The 18085-nt window shown below is 50.8% G+C and carries 20 protein-coding genes; 7 read left to right on the forward strand and 13 right to left on the reverse strand.

Annotation, left to right across the window (positions count from 1 at the left end):
* The first annotated feature begins 77 nt into the window (after nt 1–77).
* On the forward strand, nt 78–1112 hold the full coding sequence (locus G9C99_RS07635; RefSeq protein ID WP_166416845.1) for a Hint domain-containing protein: 1035 nt from the start codon (nt 78–80) through the stop codon (nt 1110–1112).
* Here G9C99_RS07635 and G9C99_RS07640 read toward each other — a convergent pair.
* The 8 genes from G9C99_RS07640 to pyk all read right to left on the reverse strand — a co-directional run bounded on the left by G9C99_RS07640 (nt 1105) and on the right by pyk (nt 8140).
* Entirely contained in the window at nt 1105–1551 is a 447-nt protein-coding gene (locus G9C99_RS07640) for a YtoQ family protein (protein ID WP_166416846.1), read from the reverse strand. The two genes, G9C99_RS07635 and G9C99_RS07640, sit on opposite strands and share 8 nt — an antisense overlap.
* Before the next feature lie 90 nt (nt 1552–1641).
* Nucleotides 1642–4041 (reverse strand): phenylalanine--tRNA ligase subunit beta, encoded by a 2400-nt coding sequence (gene pheT, locus G9C99_RS07645; RefSeq protein WP_166416847.1) that lies wholly within the window; start codon nt 4039–4041, stop codon nt 1642–1644.
* The gene (locus tag G9C99_RS07650; RefSeq protein WP_166416848.1) at nt 4041–4487 is read right to left on the reverse strand and encodes an ASCH domain-containing protein; all 447 of its coding nucleotides are present in this window, start codon (nt 4485–4487) and stop codon (nt 4041–4043) included. Before G9C99_RS07650 ends, pheT begins: the two co-directional genes overlap by 1 nt.
* Nucleotides 4484–5557: a phenylalanine--tRNA ligase subunit alpha gene (gene pheS / locus G9C99_RS07655; protein WP_166416849.1), complete on the reverse strand. Its 1074-nt coding sequence runs from the start codon at nt 5555–5557 to the stop codon at nt 4484–4486. Before pheS ends, G9C99_RS07650 begins: the two co-directional genes overlap by 4 nt.
* A 195-nt stretch (nt 5558–5752) precedes the next feature.
* Entirely contained in the window at nt 5753–6115 is a 363-nt protein-coding gene (gene rplT, locus G9C99_RS07660; RefSeq protein WP_166416850.1) for a 50S ribosomal protein L20, read from the reverse strand.
* Nucleotides 6116–6127: 12 nt separating this feature from the next.
* Nucleotides 6128–6328, reverse strand: coding sequence for a 50S ribosomal protein L35 (gene rpmI / locus G9C99_RS07665; protein ID WP_166416851.1), 201 nt, complete (start codon nt 6326–6328; stop codon nt 6128–6130).
* A 112-nt stretch (nt 6329–6440) separates the two neighbouring features.
* The gene (locus G9C99_RS07670; RefSeq protein WP_166416852.1) at nt 6441–6665 is read right to left on the reverse strand and encodes a hypothetical protein; all 225 of its coding nucleotides are present in this window, start codon (nt 6663–6665) and stop codon (nt 6441–6443) included.
* Nucleotides 6666–6694: 29 nt separating this feature from the next.
* Nucleotides 6695–8140 (reverse strand): pyruvate kinase, encoded by a 1446-nt coding sequence (gene pyk / locus G9C99_RS07675; protein WP_166416853.1) that lies wholly within the window; start codon nt 8138–8140, stop codon nt 6695–6697.
* Between the two features lie 134 nt (nt 8141–8274).
* Here pyk and G9C99_RS07680 point away from each other — a divergent pair, with 134 nt between their 5' ends.
* Genes G9C99_RS07680 through G9C99_RS07690 form a run of 3 tightly spaced genes read left to right on the forward strand, consistent with a single transcriptional unit; the run spans nt 8275 to nt 9719 of the window.
* Nucleotides 8275–9039 (forward strand): N-formylglutamate amidohydrolase, encoded by a 765-nt coding sequence (locus G9C99_RS07680; protein ID WP_166416854.1) that lies wholly within the window; start codon nt 8275–8277, stop codon nt 9037–9039.
* A gap of 11 nt (nt 9040–9050) precedes the next feature.
* Complete coding sequence (locus tag G9C99_RS07685; RefSeq protein ID WP_166416855.1) at nt 9051–9395, forward strand: 5-carboxymethyl-2-hydroxymuconate Delta-isomerase; 345 nt, start codon at nt 9051–9053, stop codon at nt 9393–9395.
* A gap of 12 nt (nt 9396–9407) precedes the next feature.
* On the forward strand, nt 9408–9719 hold the full coding sequence (locus G9C99_RS07690) for a DUF1244 domain-containing protein (protein ID WP_166416856.1): 312 nt from the start codon (nt 9408–9410) through the stop codon (nt 9717–9719).
* Nucleotides 9720–9759: 40 nt separating this feature from the next.
* Here the strand turns inward: G9C99_RS07690 and G9C99_RS07695 are convergent, their stop codons facing one another.
* From G9C99_RS07695 to dgcN, 4 genes are all read right to left on the reverse strand, one after another.
* Complete coding sequence (locus tag G9C99_RS07695) at nt 9760–10950, reverse strand: CaiB/BaiF CoA transferase family protein (protein ID WP_166416857.1); 1191 nt, start codon at nt 10948–10950, stop codon at nt 9760–9762.
* 157 nt (nt 10951–11107) lie between these two features.
* Nucleotides 11108–11959, reverse strand: coding sequence for a D-amino-acid transaminase (locus G9C99_RS07700; protein ID WP_166416858.1), 852 nt, complete (start codon nt 11957–11959; stop codon nt 11108–11110).
* 10 nt (nt 11960–11969) lie between these two features.
* Complete coding sequence (dgcA, locus tag G9C99_RS07705; RefSeq protein ID WP_166416859.1) at nt 11970–12935, reverse strand: N-acetyl-D-Glu racemase DgcA; 966 nt, start codon at nt 12933–12935, stop codon at nt 11970–11972.
* Between the two features lie 88 nt (nt 12936–13023).
* A complete protein-coding gene (gene dgcN, locus G9C99_RS07710; protein ID WP_166416860.1) occupies nt 13024–14025 on the reverse strand; it encodes an N-acetyltransferase DgcN in 1002 nt (333 codons plus the stop codon).
* Between the two features lie 335 nt (nt 14026–14360).
* Between dgcN and G9C99_RS07715 the strand changes: the two genes are divergently transcribed.
* Complete coding sequence (locus G9C99_RS07715) at nt 14361–15317, forward strand: L-malyl-CoA/beta-methylmalyl-CoA lyase (RefSeq protein ID WP_166416861.1); 957 nt, start codon at nt 14361–14363, stop codon at nt 15315–15317.
* A 99-nt stretch (nt 15318–15416) separates the two neighbouring features.
* Nucleotides 15417–16034, forward strand: coding sequence for a hypothetical protein (locus tag G9C99_RS07720; RefSeq protein ID WP_166416862.1), 618 nt, complete (start codon nt 15417–15419; stop codon nt 16032–16034).
* A gap of 93 nt (nt 16035–16127) precedes the next feature.
* Here the strand turns inward: G9C99_RS07720 and G9C99_RS07725 are convergent, their stop codons facing one another.
* A complete protein-coding gene (locus tag G9C99_RS07725) occupies nt 16128–16961 on the reverse strand; it encodes an AraC family transcriptional regulator (protein WP_166416863.1) in 834 nt (277 codons plus the stop codon).
* A 161-nt stretch (nt 16962–17122) separates the two neighbouring features.
* Between G9C99_RS07725 and G9C99_RS07730 the strand changes: the two genes are divergently transcribed.
* Nucleotides 17123–18085, forward strand: a complete 963-nt coding sequence (locus tag G9C99_RS07730) for an acetyl-CoA carboxylase carboxyltransferase subunit alpha (protein WP_166416864.1) — start codon at nt 17123–17125, stop codon at nt 18083–18085.

The following is an 18085-nucleotide window of genomic DNA, read 5'->3' on the forward strand; positions in this document are numbered from 1 at the left end:
TTTTTTAAAAAATTCTCCCTTAATTTGTATTTAATCCTTGCTTATTTCGGAACTCTCAACAGCCAAGAGTGTGACGAATGCCCCAGTATGACATCATCTTAAACGGAGACTTTTCCAATTTCGCCGCCAACTGGTCGGGGACTGATATAGAAGCAACCTATCCAGAGAGAGCTTATCTAGGAAATGGATCGTCAAACATTGTTTCCGAGATAGACGGTCACTCCGGGCAAACCACAGTTCTTGAACAGTCTTTCACGATCAATAACAGTGTGGACACAACACTGAATTTCGACACAGCATTGCGCAATGCTTCAAACGGCCAATCCGGAAGCGAAGGTTTCCGTGTGGATATTTTGGATTCTTCGGGTTCGGCATTGGCAAGCCAATCTTACTTTCCATCGCAAAACTCGCTGACCGGGCGTTCGCTAGACGTTTCATTTCCGAGTGGTGGAACCTACACTTTGCGCTTTACGGAATTGGGCCCCGATAACAGCCTTGGCGCAATCGTTGACAACATATCGATGCTTGTTTGCTTTACTGCTGGTACGCTAGTCGACACGGATCAAGGTCCAAAAGATGTTTCAATGATCAGGCTTGGCGATAGAGTTTTAACCCTCGACGATGGCTTCCAGTCTGTTAAATGGTGTCAAAGCCGGACAATTTCTGCACCAATGCTAAATGCTGATCCTAAGTTGCGCCCAATCGTTTTCCAGCCCGGCGCGTTGGGTGAAAATATGCCAAGCCATCCGCTCAAGGTCTCCCCCCAACATCGCATGCTCATCACTGGATGGCGCGCTGAATTGCTCCTTGGAGATTCAGAAGTCTTAGTCGCTGCGCACCGCCTGACCAACGACAGCACCATTCGCCCTGCCTCAACAGATGAAACTGTCACCTATGTGCATTTCATGTTTGATCGCCATCAAATCGTCAAAGCAAACGGCGCATGGTCGGAAAGCTTTTTCCCAAGTGAGACGTCTCTACAAGGGGTTCACAATGATGCGCGCGAAGAGATTTATACGTTATTCCCCGAATTGCGCCTAAACGCGGCACATTTCGGAGAGACTGCACGTATTGTAGCCCGTGGCCCAGTCGGGCAAATGTTACTTAGCTAAGGACACCGGTTAAAACATACTTTAGTATGTCAGCAACTTGCTGTGGCGTTTCAACGACAGCCAGTGCCGCAGCGTCCACCTCTTTCAAGGCATGCTGATGATCTGCTCCATGCATCACAATCACTGATTTACCAAGCGCGGCTGCGTATCCTGCATCAAACGCTGCGTTCCACTGTTTGTATTTCTCACCGAAACGAACTACAACAACATCGGCGTCAGCAATTCCTTTACGTGTACGAATTGCATTGATCTTTGCCCCTTTGTGATCATGCCAAAACTTATCTGGTTCAGCGCCTAAAATTGAAACACCACAATCATCGCTCGCGTCATGATCCGTTACCGGGGCATCAAAGCTCACATCCAAGCCTTGCGCTCCATCTATAATCTGTTGCCGCCAGTCCGTGTGAATTTCACCAGATAGATAAATCTTTAATGTCATTTTAGTCTCCTATGCTTGGTGCTGCATATCATGAAAAAAGGGGCGTTGAACATCGCCAACGCCCCTTTCTAAAATTCAGATACACATGGTTTACCCGCGCAAGGTGCCGCCTGTTGCCTTTGTCACCTTCGTGATGATTTTTTCGGCCACAGCTTCGATTTCTTTTTCTGTCAGGGTCTTGTCTGCTGGCTGCAATCGCACAGAAATCGCCAATGATTTCTTACCGTCGCCCAATGACCCACCGATGAATTCATCAAAAACGCGCACGTTTTCGATAAGTGCTTTATCCGCACCTTGGGCTGCATTGATCACCTTGATGGCTTCAACATCCGTATCGACAACGAAAGCAAAATCGCGCTCTACGGATTGCAGATCACTAGATTTCAAAGCTGCACGTGTCGCGCCTTTGGACTTCGGGAACGGTACATTTGCAATGTGAATCGCAAACGCCACAACCGGACCTTTGACATCCATCGCTTCAATTGCTTTTGGATGTAGTTCACCAAACGCGCCCAGCACATTTTTGGGGCCCAAGCACAACTTTGATGAACGTCCCGGATGCCACCAAGCATTCATCTCGCGGTTATACTGCAATTTCGTCGGGGCACCGATCGAAGCTAAAATCGCCTCTGCGTCTGCTTTAGCATCAAACGCATCAACGGGGCGGCGTGCGCCAAAACGATCTTTGGGGCCAGTGTGACCGACCAAAATCCCGGTAATCAGAGTTTCCTGCTCACCCGGTTCACCGCCATGGAACACTGGTCCGACTTCAAACAACGCCAGATCCATGAAACCACGCGCCTGGTTCCGTGCAGCCGCTTGTAGCAACCCCGGCAACAAAGATGGGCGCATGTGGCTCATTTCGTTGGAAATAGGGTTTTCCAGCTTTGCTGCGTCGCTACCACCGCCAAAAACAGCCGCGGACGGCTGATCAATAAAGCTGTATGTCACACACTCGTTATACCCGAGCGCAGCTGCGGTACGACGCGACATGCCTTCGCGTTTTTGCATCGGAGTCAAAATCGGCTTTGGCACACCGATTTGCGCACGTGCCATTGGTTTGCCTTCGAGTTTGGTCAATGAGGCAACGCGCGCCACCTCTTCGATCAAATCGGCCTCACCCTGAACATCAGGCCGCCAACTTGGCACTTGTGCCATGTCGCCATCCATTGTGAACCCAAGCGCAGTCAATGTCGCACGCTGCGTATCGGGCGCAATCTCCATCCCGACCAAGCGCTGCACACGGTCTGTATCCAAACGATAAGAGCGCGATACATCTGGCACCTCACCAGCGGTGACCACACGGGATGCCTCACCACCGCAAAGATCGAGGATCATTTGCGTCGCTAATTCAATTGCCAACGAGTTAAACGCCGGGTCGATGCCACGTTCATTGCGATACCGTGCATCAGAGTTGATTTTCAGCGCACGACCTGTTTTCGCAATTTGAATAGTATCCCAGACAGCGGCTTCAAGAAACACATTCTCTGTGCCATCGGTACAGCCAGTGTGCAGCCCGCCCATGATCCCTGCGATGCTTTCGACACCACTGTCATCCGAGATCACAACTTGACCAGCAGAGAAGCGATATTCTTTCTCGTCCAATCCAACCAGAGTTTCCTCGTCAGAAGTACGGTGAACACGCAAATCGCCAGTAACTTTGTCAGCATCGAATACGTGCAGCGGCCGATTTTGGTCATAGGTAAAGAAGTTCGTAATATCGACCAACGCAGAAATCGGACGCAAGCCAATCGCCTTAAGGCGTTGTTGCAACCATGCTGGGCTTGGGCTGTTTTTCACACCTTTGATCAAGCGCCCCATAAAGACTTCACAGCCATTTTCACGGGTATCTGCGTCAATCGACACATTGATCGGACTGTCAAAGCTGCCTTCAACCGCCGCACTCGGCGCAGGCTTTAAAACACCAATGCCACGCGCCGCTAAATCACGCGCAATGCCCCGCACACCAAGCGCATCTGGGCGGTTTGGTGTAATCGCAATATCGATCATCACATCGACTTTGACAGGGTCGTTTTCTGCCAACCAGTCAACAAACCTCTGACCAACCTCACCAGACGGTAATTCGATAATACCATCGTGTTCGTCCGACAGCTCCATCTCACGCTCTGAGGCCATCATGCCGTGGCTTTCGACGCCGCGGATTTTACCGATTTGGATCGTCGTATCGATACCCGGAACATACGTGCCTGGTTTGGCCACAACAACGGTGATCCCTGCACGCGCATTAGGTGCGCCACAAATGATCTGCTTCATGCCCTCATCCGTTTTCACCTGACATACATTCAGGCGATCCGCATCAGGATGCTTTTCTGCTGTTTCCACATAACCAAGCGTAAAATTCGCCAGCGTATCATATGGATTAACAACCTCTTCGACTTCTAGTCCAAGGTCGGTCAACGCATAAGTAATCTCATCCACTGACGCATCAGTATCGAGGTGGTCTTTTAGCCAAGAGAGTGTGAATTTCATTACTTTTTCCCCTCAGGGCCAATTTCGCGGCCCGCCAAATTCTCAATGAGTTCGAAATGTTCGAACACCAATATCATTTCAGGATCAAACCCGCCGTTGCGTTCAAAATACGCTTTGTGCGTCTGTTGCCATCCCGCAAGACTGTCGTTTTCACCATCGGCCAACGCCATATCTTCGGTAACATCACAAAAGCGAATTTGCTTAACACCCGTCGTTTTCAACACGAGTGCTGGCACATCATCCCATGTGGTCGCGATGTCGCAACGCCCAACCTGCGGCAGCGCCGCTTCGTCATCCCCAAAAACAGAAAGCGCATCACAATTCGCGGTTTTCTTACCTTCGCGCACCAAACTGATCAGACGATTACAACGTTTTTCACTATCGCCAAACTTGAACGTACCAGCACCGGGATATGTGTCATTTAGATCTTCGATTTCGTCGTTCACCGACTTAACCCCCGCGCCAAATTTGGCTGATCGAGGCTCGCAAATCCATAATGGCGCAACCACCGTAGGTCACTGTCAAAGAACGCACGTAAATCTGGAATGCCGTATTTCAGCATCGCCAAGCGATCAATCCCAATCCCAAATGCGAAACCTTGCCATTTTTCAGGATCAACACCACCAGCCTGAAGCACCTTTGGATGCATCATACCGGAACCAAGGACTTCCATCCAACCGTCGCCTTCACCGATGCGCAACTGCCCATCAACCCAAGAACACTGGATATCGACTTCTGCAGATGGCTCCGTGAACGGAAAATGTGACGCGCGAAAACGGGTCTTAATCCCATCAATTTCAAAAAAGGCCGCAAAGAACTCTTCCAGCACCCACTTAAGGTTGGCCATAGAGATATCTTCGCCAATCGCCATGCCTTCAATCTGGTGAAACATCGGCGTATGAGTTTGATCATAGTCAGAACGGTAAACGCGTCCCGGCGCAATCACACGGATCGGCGCTCCGGTTTTTTCCATTGCACGGATTTGAACCGGGCTGGTGTGGGTGCGCAATACGTGAGGCGCACGATCATCTTCTGCATCGCGGTGCATATAAAACGTGTCAAATTCCTGCCGCGCAGGGTGATGCGGCGGAATATTAAGTGAATCAAAGTTGTACCAATCATTTTCGATCTGCGGCCCTTCAGCTACTGCAAATCCCATGTCAGCAAAAATCGCGATGATTTCCTCGGTCACTTGACTGATTGGATGAATCGTACCTTGGCGCGCTTCCCGTCCGGGCAAACTCACGTCCAACCATTCGGTGCGCAAACGTTCGTCCAAAGCTGCATCTGCGAGTGCCGCTTTCTTTGCCGCGAGCGCAGAGTTGATCTCATCCTTGAGCGCGTTCAGTTTCGGCCCGGCAACTTGGCGCTCATCCGGGGTCATTTTCCCCAATTCACGCATCTTTAGGCTCACTTCGCCCTTTTTGCCAACTGCCTGCACCCGCAAGTCTTCTAGCCCAGCTTCTTCAGAAACCGCAGCAATCGCATCTAGATATTTCTGCCGCAAAGCGTCCATGATCGACCCCTTTAATTCGTCCCGCCCCTGCTATCACAGCCCCACATAATTTCAAGGGCACCAACAGCTTGGATCATCTGATCCGAGCGTATTCAGCGAACGCCACAGGCGTTCACAATTTAACAACCATCAAACAAGAAAAAACCGCGAGACCCATAAGGCTCGCGGTTTAATGTAATCCTAAAGCGGATGGGCTTACGCGAGCGCGGCTTGCGCCTTTTCAACGATCGCACCAAATGCTTCTGGCTCATGCACAGCAAGGTCAGCCAAAACTTTACGGTCCACTTCGATACCAGCAAGTGCCAGACCGTTGATGAAACGTGAGTAAGTCAAAGCTTCGTCGTGTGAACGCACAGCAGCGTTGATCCGCTGGATCCACAAAGCGCGGAAATTGCGCTTGCGGTTTTTACGGTCGCGTGTTGCGTATTGATTTGCTTTGTCTACAGCCTGTGTCGCAGTGCGGAAAGCTGTTGAACGACGACCATAATAACCTTTAGCGGCTTTGATGATCTTTTTGTGACGGGCGTGGGTTACGGTACCACCTTTAACGCGTGACATATCAGCTTCTCCTTAACGAGCGTACGGCATCATCGACTTGATGATTTTCTCATCAGGCGCCGACAGCGTGGTTGTGCCGCGTGCATTACGCAGGAATTTGTTTGTGCGTTTGATCATGCCGTGGCGCTTGCCTGCTTGCGCAGATACAACGCGACCAGAGGCCGTCACTTTGAACCGCTTTTTGCAGCTCGATTTGGTCTTCATCTTGGGCATTTCCGTCTCCTCAGAAGCGGTGGACGCGCGACTCGGCATGCCACTATGGGCCGGTCGCACAAGGAAGCAGTCGTATAGGACGACTCTGAATTAGGGGCAAGTGTAAAATGATCTACCCGATATATCGCCCGATAACCCTGATAAACACATCCGGGATCTGTTCGAATGAATATCCACCCGGATGGGTGCTTGTCGCGTAGGCAATCAACGCCCCCGCCATTACAATAAGCACCATCGCCATCCGAGGCGGCCTACTCTCAGAAAATGCGCTGATGATTGAGGGAACCGAAAATCCACCAATCACAACACCAAGAACAAATAATAAATCGGTATCCATAACGAAGCCTTACGTAGCGTGACTTCAGCCTACTCGGGATCAGAACTATAAATCAACCGCTCCACACATGGCGCAACACGCAAAATATTGGTTGTACCCGGTTTATTAAATGGCACACCTGCTGTTACCACGATTTGGTCATCCTCACTTGCAACCTCGGTATTCAACGCGGCGCGCACCGCCCCCACAACCGCCCCTTTGAAGCGTTCCACCTCTTCCGTGAGAACACAAACAGCCCCCCAAGACAGGCAAAGGCGACGCGCCGTTCGCGTCAAAGGCGTCAACGCGAGAATTCGAACGCGCGGTCTTTCTCGTGCCACCAACAGCGCGGTTGTGCCTGATTGCGTGAAGCAACAGATGGCCTTGATGTCGGTTGTTTCAGCGATTTCACGGGCTGCGGCGACGATCCCATCTGCAACGGTCATGCGGTCCGCTTTACGGCTTGCCTCAATGACCTGACGATAGGTCTGGTCGTTTTCGACTTCCATCGCCACATTATTCATCGTTGTGACGGCTTCGATTGGATAGTTGCCCGCTGCCGATTCAGCCGACAACATAATGGCATCCGTCCCCTCGTAAATTGCGGTCGCCACATCAGACACCTCTGCGCGTGTAGGCACCGGGCTTTCGATCATGCTTTCCAACATTTGCGTTGCAACAATCACAGGTTTGGCCGCACGACGACATCCACGGATCAGGCGTTTTTGGATTGGCGGAACATTTTGCACCGGAAGTTCAACTCCAAGATCACCACGCGCCACCATGATCCCATCAGAAACTGCAAGAATTTCATCAAACGCTGAAACCGCCGCCGGTTTCTCAATTTTCGACAGAACCGCAGCCCGGCCTTTTGCTAAAACACGTGCCTCTTCCACATCCGCCGCGCGTTGAACAAATGAGAGCGCAAGCCAATCAACACCCAACTCACACACAAACTCTAAATCCTTGCGATCCTTTTCAGACAAAGCCGCTAATGGAAGCACCACATCCGGCACATTCACACCCTTACGGTTAGAGATCACGCCGGGGACTTCGACCTCACAATCAGCAAAATCAACACCACATGTTTTCACACGTACTTTAATTTTACCATCGTTGATCAACAAACTCGATCCGGGCTCAAGCGCCTCAAATATTTCTTTATGGGGCAGCTGAACACGATTGATGTCACCAGGAGCATCATCCAGATCAAAGCGGAAAGACTGACCCGCCACCAATTCCTCAGCTTCATTTGCGAAAACCCCACACCGAAGCTTCGGACCTTGCAAATCCGCCAGAATCGCAATCGGACGCTCAAGGTCTTTTTCAACCTGACGAATGATTTCATGACGGACACGAATCTCATCATGGTCACCGTGGCTCATGTTCAAACGAAAAACGTCAGCCCCTGCCTCAAACAGCCCTCGGATCATTTCGTAGTCATTGGACGCCGGGCCCAATGTCGCGACGATTTTAACATTCCGTTGGCGTATCATGGGCGGCATTCCTTAAGTGTTAGCGTTAACATATTCATTTCGCGCCCCTGTATGGCGGATTTGTATCGAACAGACAACTGGCGTCCAGCTGGTTTCTTGCGTATGGGTGTATCGCAGACAATGGTGACTTCAAGATGACATTCCAATTCCCACAAAGCGACCAACCATTTCATATTTTTGGTGAAGAACGTCCCTCTTCATGGGTCGTAACCTGCGACCACGCAACCAACCGCGTCCCTCCTGAGGTGAATAATGGTGACCTTGGCCTGCCTGCCGAGGATATGGCCCGTCATATAGCCTATGACGTAGGCGCTGCGGGACTAAGCCTTGCCTTGGCAAAACGCCTAAATGCCCCTTGTGCGCTCTCAAATTTTTCAAGGTTGGTCATTGACCCTAATCGCGGAGAAGATGACCCGACTCTCCTTATGAAACTTTATGATGGCACAATTATCCCTGCCAACCGTTTTGCCGACGCAGAAGAAATCGAACGTCGGTTAAATGCCTACCACCGCCCTTATCACACAGCGCTTGAAAACTTGCTGACCGCTCGTGAAAATCCTGTGGTTCTATCCATTCATAGCTTCACGCCGCAGTTAAAGGGCCGTAGCCCTCGGCCTTGGCATATTGGCCTACTGTTTGCGGACGATGATCGCTTAGCCCGCCCGCTGTTGCAACGCCTCTCAGCCGAAACCGATCTTTGCGTTGGCGAAAATGAGCCATACGGCGGGCATCTGGAAGGGGATTCCATTGCGCGTCATGCCTTGGACAATGGGCACTTGAATATTTTGATTGAGCTGCGCAATGACCTCATCGAAACAGAACCCCAACAAATCGCATGGGCCGACCGGCTTGCTCCTATATTGCAGGCTGCTCTGTCCGATACGTTGTCATTCAAATAATCAGGAAAGCCATGCCTCACATCGTTCTCGAGTACTCTGCAGAAATTCAAAGTAGTCACGACATAGACACTCTATGTGAAGTTGTATTTCACTGGGCTGAAACTTCGGGTGTGTTTCCTGATGCAAGCGCAATTAAAGTACGCGCTATACCATATACCCACGCCAAGATTGGCACAGATAATCAGGCGTTCCTGCACGCAAATATTTCTCTTCTGGATGGTCGATCTTTAGAGACTAAATCTGAACTCACCACAACCTTACTCGCCCGATTGGCTGAAACGCTTACAGATGTGGGTAGCCTTTCTGTCGACATCCATGACATCGTTCGCGCGACTTATGCGAAACGCACCCTCTAGAAAGGCAGATAAATGGACAAGCAGACTCAAATCGAAATCGAAGCCGCAGCATTCCGTACGCTTCGTGAACACTTGATGGAAAAACGCACCGACGTACAAAACATCGACATGATGAATTTAACGGGGTTTTGCCGCAACTGCCTAAGCCGTTGGTATCAAGAGGCCGCAAACGAGCGTGGCATCGAAATGGATAAAAACGAAGCTCGCGAAATTTACTACGGCATGACAATGACGGAGTGGAAAAAAAATTACCAAACAGACGCGAGTCCGGAAAAACAAGAAGCGTTTAAAAAGGCTTTTGAGGAAAACGTGGGTAAAATCTAATCTCTCTGCTGGTCGGCGTTGTTCCGGCCAGCGCAAGCCCTTACGTCGCAACGACACCCTCTTTCAGCAACTTTTCTTGAGTTACGCGGTCGATACCAAGTTCCTCCAGTATTTCCAGACTGTGCTGCCCAAATCTCGGCGGTAATGCCTCGACACTTGGCCCGCCTCGATCGAATGTAAATCCAGCAACTGTGTAGCGGTGGCTGGCACCTTCCACACGCTGCAATACCGAACGATCAGAAAGCTGGGGGTGATTTAACGCCTCATTCATCGTTCGAACACGGGCAGCGGGAACGTGGTGTTTATTTAACAATACCTCCCACGCATCAGCAGTTTTTTCTTTTAACACCCCCTCTAGAAACGCCACATCGACATCGTAACGCTGGGAAATAACCGCGCGATCAGTTAAGCGTATCTCCTCCGCTGCATCAGAATTCCCAAGCGCCAACATTAAATTTGCATATTGCGCATTTGTATAGGCACCAATCATCAGCATCCCATCTGCCGTTTCATATGCACCGTATCCCGCAAGCGATGGATCCCGATTTCCATGCGGTTTTACCGACCTTCCCGTCGCCTCTGCCGTCATTGCATTGGCATTCATCAGCATCAAGGCACTGTCAGCCATCGACACGTCAATGTAACGCCCATCCCCGGTACGTTCGCGCCCGAATAAAGCAGCCAATACCGCCATCGCCGCCTGCGCCCCAGTTCCGTAATCAACAACAGGCGGTCCAATACGAAGTGGCGGCGCGCCGATTTCTCCATTCGATGCCATAGCACCTACAAAGGCCTGCACCACAATATCATAGGCTGGGTCACTTGCCTTATCCCCACTGCGCCCAAATCCACTGATAGAACAATAGATCAGCTTTGGATTTACAGTGCTCAGTGTGTCATAATCCAACCCCAACGATATAAGACAATCGGTTGTGTAATTTTGCACCACAACATCGGCGGTCTGAACCAGTTTATGAAAAATGGTTCTGCCAGCTTCAGATTTAAGATCAACGGCCATGGCACGTTTACCAGCAGATTGCCCCTGAAAAGACAGCCCCATCTGTTGACGATTCAATTCCGTGTCAGCCCCCTCAATCCGCGACATATCGGGCTGATCCGCTGGTTCAATCTTGATAACATCCGCACCGAGAACCCCCAATTGGTACGTACAAAATGGGCCTGCAAACACATGGGTCAGATCAAGCACCCGGATTCCATCCAAAGGCTTCATATCGCTTCCTCTCTTTTTCACAGCTTATGGAGCAAAGAGGATGAAAACCGGTCAAATCCGTCAGGAATGTCGCGATTGCACAAAGAAAAGGCCACCCTATTGGGTGGCCAGCGCCCCTCGAACGTCAGGGCGGGTGGGTGGGACGTGAAAGGGGCGCTTAGATCGCCCGTTTACGACTTTCCTCAATGTAGATTTCGCGCAAGCGTTGGGTCGTTGCCCCTGGCTTACCGTCGCCAATAGTTGATCCATCAATTTCAACAATCGGCATTACAAAAGTAGAGGCTGAGGAAATAAAGGCCTCATCCGCCTCTTTCGCTTCTTCAGGGGTAAAGGGACGCTCCTCAAAGACCATCTGCGCTTCTTCAGCGTATTTCAAAATGGACGCGCGGGTGATCCCGTGCAAAATGTCCGTCGACAAATCGCGGGTGATGATTTTGCCATCTTTAACAATATAGGCGTTGTTAGACGTACCTTCAGTCACAAAGCCATCTTCAACCAGCCAAGCATCATCGCAGCCTTCGGCTTTCGCCATCATTTTACCCATAGATGGGTATAACAACTGCACAGTTTTGATATCCCGGCGTCCCCAACGAATATCTTCTAGGAAAATGACTTTTAGGCCGTTTTCAGACGCGGCAGTATCCAGCAATGGTTTTGACTGCGTGAACATTACCAAAGTTGGTTTCGCATCCTTAGGGAAAACAAAATCCCGATCCGCAGCACCTCGAGTGATCTGAAGATACACTCCGCCTTGGTCAACATTGTTACGCGCAACCAATTCGCGGTGGATTTCCAACAGGCCATCAAACGCTTCAGGCTTATCCATACCGAGTTCATTCAAAGACCGTTCAAGGCGCTTTAGATGGCCGTCGAATTCCAACAGTTTTCCATCCAGCACGCTGGTGACTTCATAAACACCGTCAGCCATCAAAAACCCACGGTCAAAGATGGAAACAGTTGCGTCTTCTTCTGGCAGATACTGCCCATTCACATAAACTGTGCGGCTCATTGGTGTCTCCTCAGCCCCAAAGTGCAGCTTCGGGCGCGTGCACGCCTTCGGCATCAAATTTCAAAGGTTCATCACGGTCTTCGGCCAACAAAAGCGGCCCGTCAAGGTCTGTCACTGCCGCACCTTGCGCAACAAGCGTCGCCGGCGCCATAGCGAGTGAGGATCCGACCATACACCCAACCATCACACCATACCCTTGCTCGATCCCTGCCTCACGCAAGGCCAAAGCTTCGGTCAGGCCACCGGTTTTATCCAGTTTGATGTTGATAACATCATATTTGCCCTTCAGATCAGGAAGGCTGCTGCGATCATGGCAGCTTTCATCCGCGCAAACAGGCAGCGGGCGTTCAATTTCCGCAAGCATCTGATCTTGGCCCGCAGGCATTGGTTGTTCAACCAATTGCACGCCTAAGCGCACCATATGCGGTGCTAGCTCAGAATAAACCTCAGCACTCCAGCCTTCATTCGCGTCAACAATGATCTTAGATTTCGGCGCGCCAGCACGCACGGCTTCGAGCCGGGGCATGTCGTCAGGCGTACCAAGTTTGATCTTTAACAGCGGACGGAAAGCGTTTTCAGCCGCCTGGATTTGCATTTTCTCAGGCGTATCCAGCGATAACGTATAAGCCGTAATTTCAGGCTTGGGCGCAGGCAATCCAAGTAATTCCCACACGCGTTTACCTGCTGTTTTCGCCTCTAGATCCCACAGCGCACAATCGACAGCATTACGCGCAGCACCTGCAGGGAGCAAATCATAAAGCGCTTGTCGGGTAATATCCCCAGACAGGGCCTCAATTTCCGCAGTCACACTTTCAAGTGTTTCGTCATAGCGCGCATAGGGAACACATTCCCCCCATCCAACGACACCATTTTTTTCCACTTTAACCGTAAGAACTTTGGCCTCGGTGCGTGATCCACGCGAAATGGTAAAAACCTGCGCGAGCTTAAAAGTGTCAGGTGAAACAGAAATTTTCATGATGCGCCTATAGCTAGATTGGGAAACAAACCCATTTGGGCCTGTTTGAACGCAATTCGGGCGCGGATCAACCGCGCCCGAACATTAATTAAACTGCGTCAAGCGCATCAACAAGGCGACCTGCGCCGTGGCGGAATGGATCAACGGCTGGCAGACCCATTTCTTCTTCGACTTTCGCCAAGTACGCCACAGCTTCGTCTTCGGACAAGTGCTGTGTGTTCACAGAGATGCCGACAACTTGGCAGGCAGGGTTTGCAACACGTGCGATTGGCAATGCTGTGTCGCGTAATTGCTGCAATGTTGGCAGGTCATACTCAGGCAAACCACGCATATGGCTACGTGTTGGTTCATGACAAAGGATCAATGCGTCTGGTTGGCCACCGTGGATCAACGCCATTGTCACACCAGAATAGGACACGTGGAACAAAGAGCCCTGCCCCTCGATATGATCCCAGTGATCGTCATCGTTGTCAGGTGTCAAATATTCAACGGATCCCGCCATAAAGTCAGCAATGACTGCATCCAACGGCACACCATGACCGGTGATCAAGATACCAGTTTGGCCCGTCGCACGGAACGTTGATTTCTGGCCACGTTTTTGCATCTCTGCATCCACAGACAATGCTGTGTACATTTTACCGACGGAACAATCTGTCCCAACCGCAAGACAACGCTTACCAGAGCGTTTTTTGCCATTCGCAATCGGATAGCCAACTGTTGGAACGCGCACGTCATGCAAGGTGCCGCCATGTGTTTGGGCCGCTGCAATCAGATCGCCTTCGTCGCGCAAAAGATTGTGCAAGCCAGACGCCAGATCGTAACCCATTTCGAGAGCTTCGATCAGAACCGCTTTCCAAGCGTCGGAAATGACGCCACCACGATTGGCCACACCAATCACCAGTGTTTTTGCACCAGCTTCTTTGGCCTCAGCCAATGTCATATCCGTCAAACCAAGGTCTGCACCGCAGCCTTCAAGACGAATTTGCCCCAAAGCGTTGTCAGGACGCCAATCTTTAATGCCAATGGCAACTTTCGCGGCCAGTTGATCCGGCGCATCGCCGAGGAACAAGAGGTATGGTGTTTCGATCATGACGGTATCCCCAGAAAAATTTGAATGCCAGTATCCAACAAATCAACACGAAGTTTTTTGCAAGATTTCGCGCTGATAGCGAATTATTTGCAACGGAACAATCCAAATTTGCGCAATTTTCCGTAGATTATTCCATCAATCGAAACAAACACGCACGTTTCCACGTAACGATACTCGAATCTTTCGTCGCCCATTACCTAAAGTAGAATTCGACTTATGCGAAATTCCGCAGCGCAGAATATTCTGCTGCAACCGCAAAAGTTCTTGCAAGCCGAAGAGCAACAACATATCCAATCAGCAGCAAAAAACGAAACTTAATTACAAAGGCCCGCAACATGAGCTTCCGCCTTCAGCCTACCGCACCTGCACGCCCGAACCGTTGCCAATTGTTTGGCCCAGGATCCCGCCCTGCAATTTTCGAAAAAATGGCATCCAGCGCAGCAGACGTTATCAATCTCGACCTCGAAGATTCCGTTGCGCCCACTGACAAAGATAGCGCCCGCGCCAATGTCATTGAGGCAATCAATACCGTAGATTGGGGCAATAAATACATGTCCGTTCGCATAAACGGGCTGGATACACCTTTTTGGTATCGCGACGTTGTTGCTCTGCTAGAGCAATGCGGTGAACGACTCGATCAAATCATGATCCCCAAAGTTGGCTGTGCTGCTGATGTCTATGCGGTTGATGCACTCGTCACTGCAATTGAGGCCGCTACGGGTCGTAAAACACCAATCTCGTTTGAGGTTATTATCGAATCCGCTGCTGGCATTGCGCATGTTGAAGAAATAGCCGCTTCATCCCCGCGCCTTCAAGCCATGTCTCTTGGTGCAGCCGATTTTGCAGCCTCAATGGGCATGCAGACAACTGGCATTGGTGGCACTCAGGAAAATTACTACATGATCCAAGACGGCCAAAAACATTGGTCAGATCCATGGCATTGGGCACACGCAGCTATTGTTGCGGCCTGCCGCACCCACGGTGTTTTGCCAGTTGATGGTCCGTTTGGCGATTTCTCAGATGATGAAGGCTTTCGCGCACAAGCGCGCCGCTCAGCTACGCTTGGCATGGTCGGAAAATGGGCGATCCATCCAAAACAAATCGCAATCGCAAACGAAGTGTTCACCCCCTCCGAAGCCCAAGTCACAGAGGCGCGTGAAATTCTGGCAGCCATGGAACAAGCCAAAGCAAACGGCGAAGGCGCAACCGTTTACAAGGGCCGCCTTGTTGACATTGCATCTATCAAACAGGCCGAAGTCATCGTGCGTCAATCTGAGATGATTAACGGATAAGACTTGCAAAATTGAAAAAACAGCGCGATGCACGGGGCTCTTGCCCTGTGCATCCGATTGTGGGTCGGGGCCAACCTGCCCAACGAAAGAAACACTTTGATGACCCGCGCCTTGACCTTGCTGCACACCTCTCCGGTTCACAGCGAAACATTTGTCACATTGAATGCCGCGCTGGGAACAAATCTGTCCCTAACGCAACATGTTCACTCAGACTGGCTGTCGCGTGCTATCAGCGACGGCATCACGGATGATCTAGCCACTGAAATGAAAATACTCATAGAAGCATCTGACGCCCCTGTTTTGTGCACCTGCACTACGTTAGGGCCACTCGCAGAGACATTAGGTGCAATCCGCATTGATCGCCCAATGATGGAAAAAGCCGCTGCATTAGGCGGCAAAATCTTGATGGTTTACGCACTCGACAGCACCCGCGCACCAAGTACATTGTTGCTTGAGGCTTGCATTACAGCAGCCGAAACAGACGCTGAAATTATATCCAAACCCCTTACGGAATTTTGGCCACTCTTCGAGGCGGGTGAAACTGAAGCATTCACAGCATGTGTTGCAGGGGCTATTCGTGCCTATTTGGCAGACCATCCTGATACAAACTGCGTTGTCATTGCCCAAGCGTCCATGGCTGGGGCAGCACCACTCTTAGCAGATTGCACGGCGGCGATTTTAACATCTCCAGAAACAGCGCTTCGTCAATTCATCTAAACGCTACATATGCGCCAAGCGACATCCGAAGGACTCTCCCAAAGGGAAAGCCCTGAGATACTAAGCACGCCAACGGCGTTCTATTTGACTCTTTTACACCAACGGAACGCAGATTTGTGTCAGCAGTTCTTCTGGTGCCGTATCCGCAGGAGAGTTCAAATAGACCTCATAGCTTGGGCTATGCGCTAATTCATGCGCAGCCTTTGGCACCCATTCACCAAACATGTAATCATAAGCTGACCTTAATCCAGCATATGGCCCCTTAAACAAAAGAACAGCATGTTTGCCTGCGGGCAATTGAACCTCTTCCAATCCTTCCGGCATTGCCGCTGCTGCTGAGATTTGCAATCCGGCGTGGGATCTCAAATCTGCTTCAGCGACAGCATTGGGATCGTCATAGTAAACCCCAACCATACCTTCGACTTGTGGCCATAGCCCACGTAGCCCTGCGATCGCGGAAATTTTTTCAAAAGCGCCACCTATCTCTATGTAGGGACCTTTGTGTGGCGTCGCAGCCAACCGACGTGCTTCGACCTGTTCAACATTTACTTCAAACATCTTTTCTCTCTCCAATGGGGTAAGTTTTGGCGGTGCACCAATCACACCACGCTTTCGGAACACCCCCGGAGACACCCCAAACCCGTCACGAAAAGCACGCGTAAAGCTTTGCACATTTGGATACCCCACTTTTTTAGCAATTTCGCCAATGGACCAATCTTTTTGCACCAGCCAACAGGCCGCCCGGTGAAGGCGCACCCGGCGCACCGCTTGTGCGCAAGTTTCGCCGGTCATCCCGTGAAACACACGATGCCAATGGAACCGCGACATCGCCGCCACGTCAGCCAATTGATCCAGCGATAAATCGCCCGCTGGATTATCGTGTATATACTCAAGCACCCGTAAAATGCGTTTTTCGTATAAGGTCATGTGGTTGTCTCTTTGGTTTGTTCCCAATTGATAGATGGCACACTCAGAATTCACAAATCTTGCCGACTTGGAGTTTACGAGAAACTTTTCCCCTCAGTCGATGAGTTGCAATTTGGCAAGAGCTCCTCCATATATCGCAGATATCTTTGACGGGGCGATCCATGAACCACTATCTCGAATTTGAAAAACCTCTTGCGGAAATCGAAGGCAAAGCAGAAGAACTGCGTGCGCTCGCAAGGTCCAATGAAGAGATGGATGTCGAAGAAGAGGCCGCCGCACTCGATAAGAAAGCTGCGGATTTATTGGTTGATTTGTACAAGGACCTCACGCCTTGGCGCAAATGTCAGGTTGCCCGCCATCCTGACCGTCCACACTGCAAAGACTATATCGAAGCTTTATTCACGGAATACACTCCCCTCGCCGGTGATCGCAATTTTGCGGATGACCATGCTGTTATGGGTGGGTTGGCACGCCTTGGCGATGTGCCGGTCATGGTCATCGGCCATGAAAAAGGCAACGACACGAAATCCCGCATTTCCCGTAACTTCGGCATGGCCCGCCCTGAGGGTTACCGCAAAGCTATCAGACTGATGGAAATGGCCGATAAATTTGGCCTGCCCATTATCACTTTGGTAGACACACCCGGCGCGTATCCGGGTCGCGGTGCAGAAGAGCGTGGTCAATCAGAGGCCATCGCGCGCTCAACTGAAAAATGCCTTCAGGTTAAAGTCCCACTTATTTCCGTCATTATCGGCGAAGGTGGATCAGGCGGTGCCGTTGCTTTTGCCACCGGCAATCGCATCCTCATGCTTGAACATTCTGTTTATTCGGTCATTTCACCAGAGGGTTGCGCGTCTATCCTATGGAAAGATGCCGAAAAAATGCGCGAAGCCGCCGAAGCGCTTCGCCTTACCGCCCAAGATTTGCGCAAACTTGGTGTGGCTGATGGGATCATCTCTGAACCAGTTGGTGGTGCGCAGCGTGACCGTCATGCCGTGATCGAAGCGGTTGGTGACGCCCTTAGGGCTGCAGTATCTGAGCTCAAAGACTTAGACAAATCAGATCTCGTCAAAGATCGTCGTCAAAAATATCTTGATTTGGGTTCTAAAGGCCTCGCGGCTTAG

It is taken from the genome of Cochlodiniinecator piscidefendens (assembly GCF_011326755.1).
Classification (GTDB): domain Bacteria; phylum Pseudomonadota; class Alphaproteobacteria; order Rhodobacterales; family Rhodobacteraceae; genus Cochlodiniinecator; species Cochlodiniinecator piscidefendens.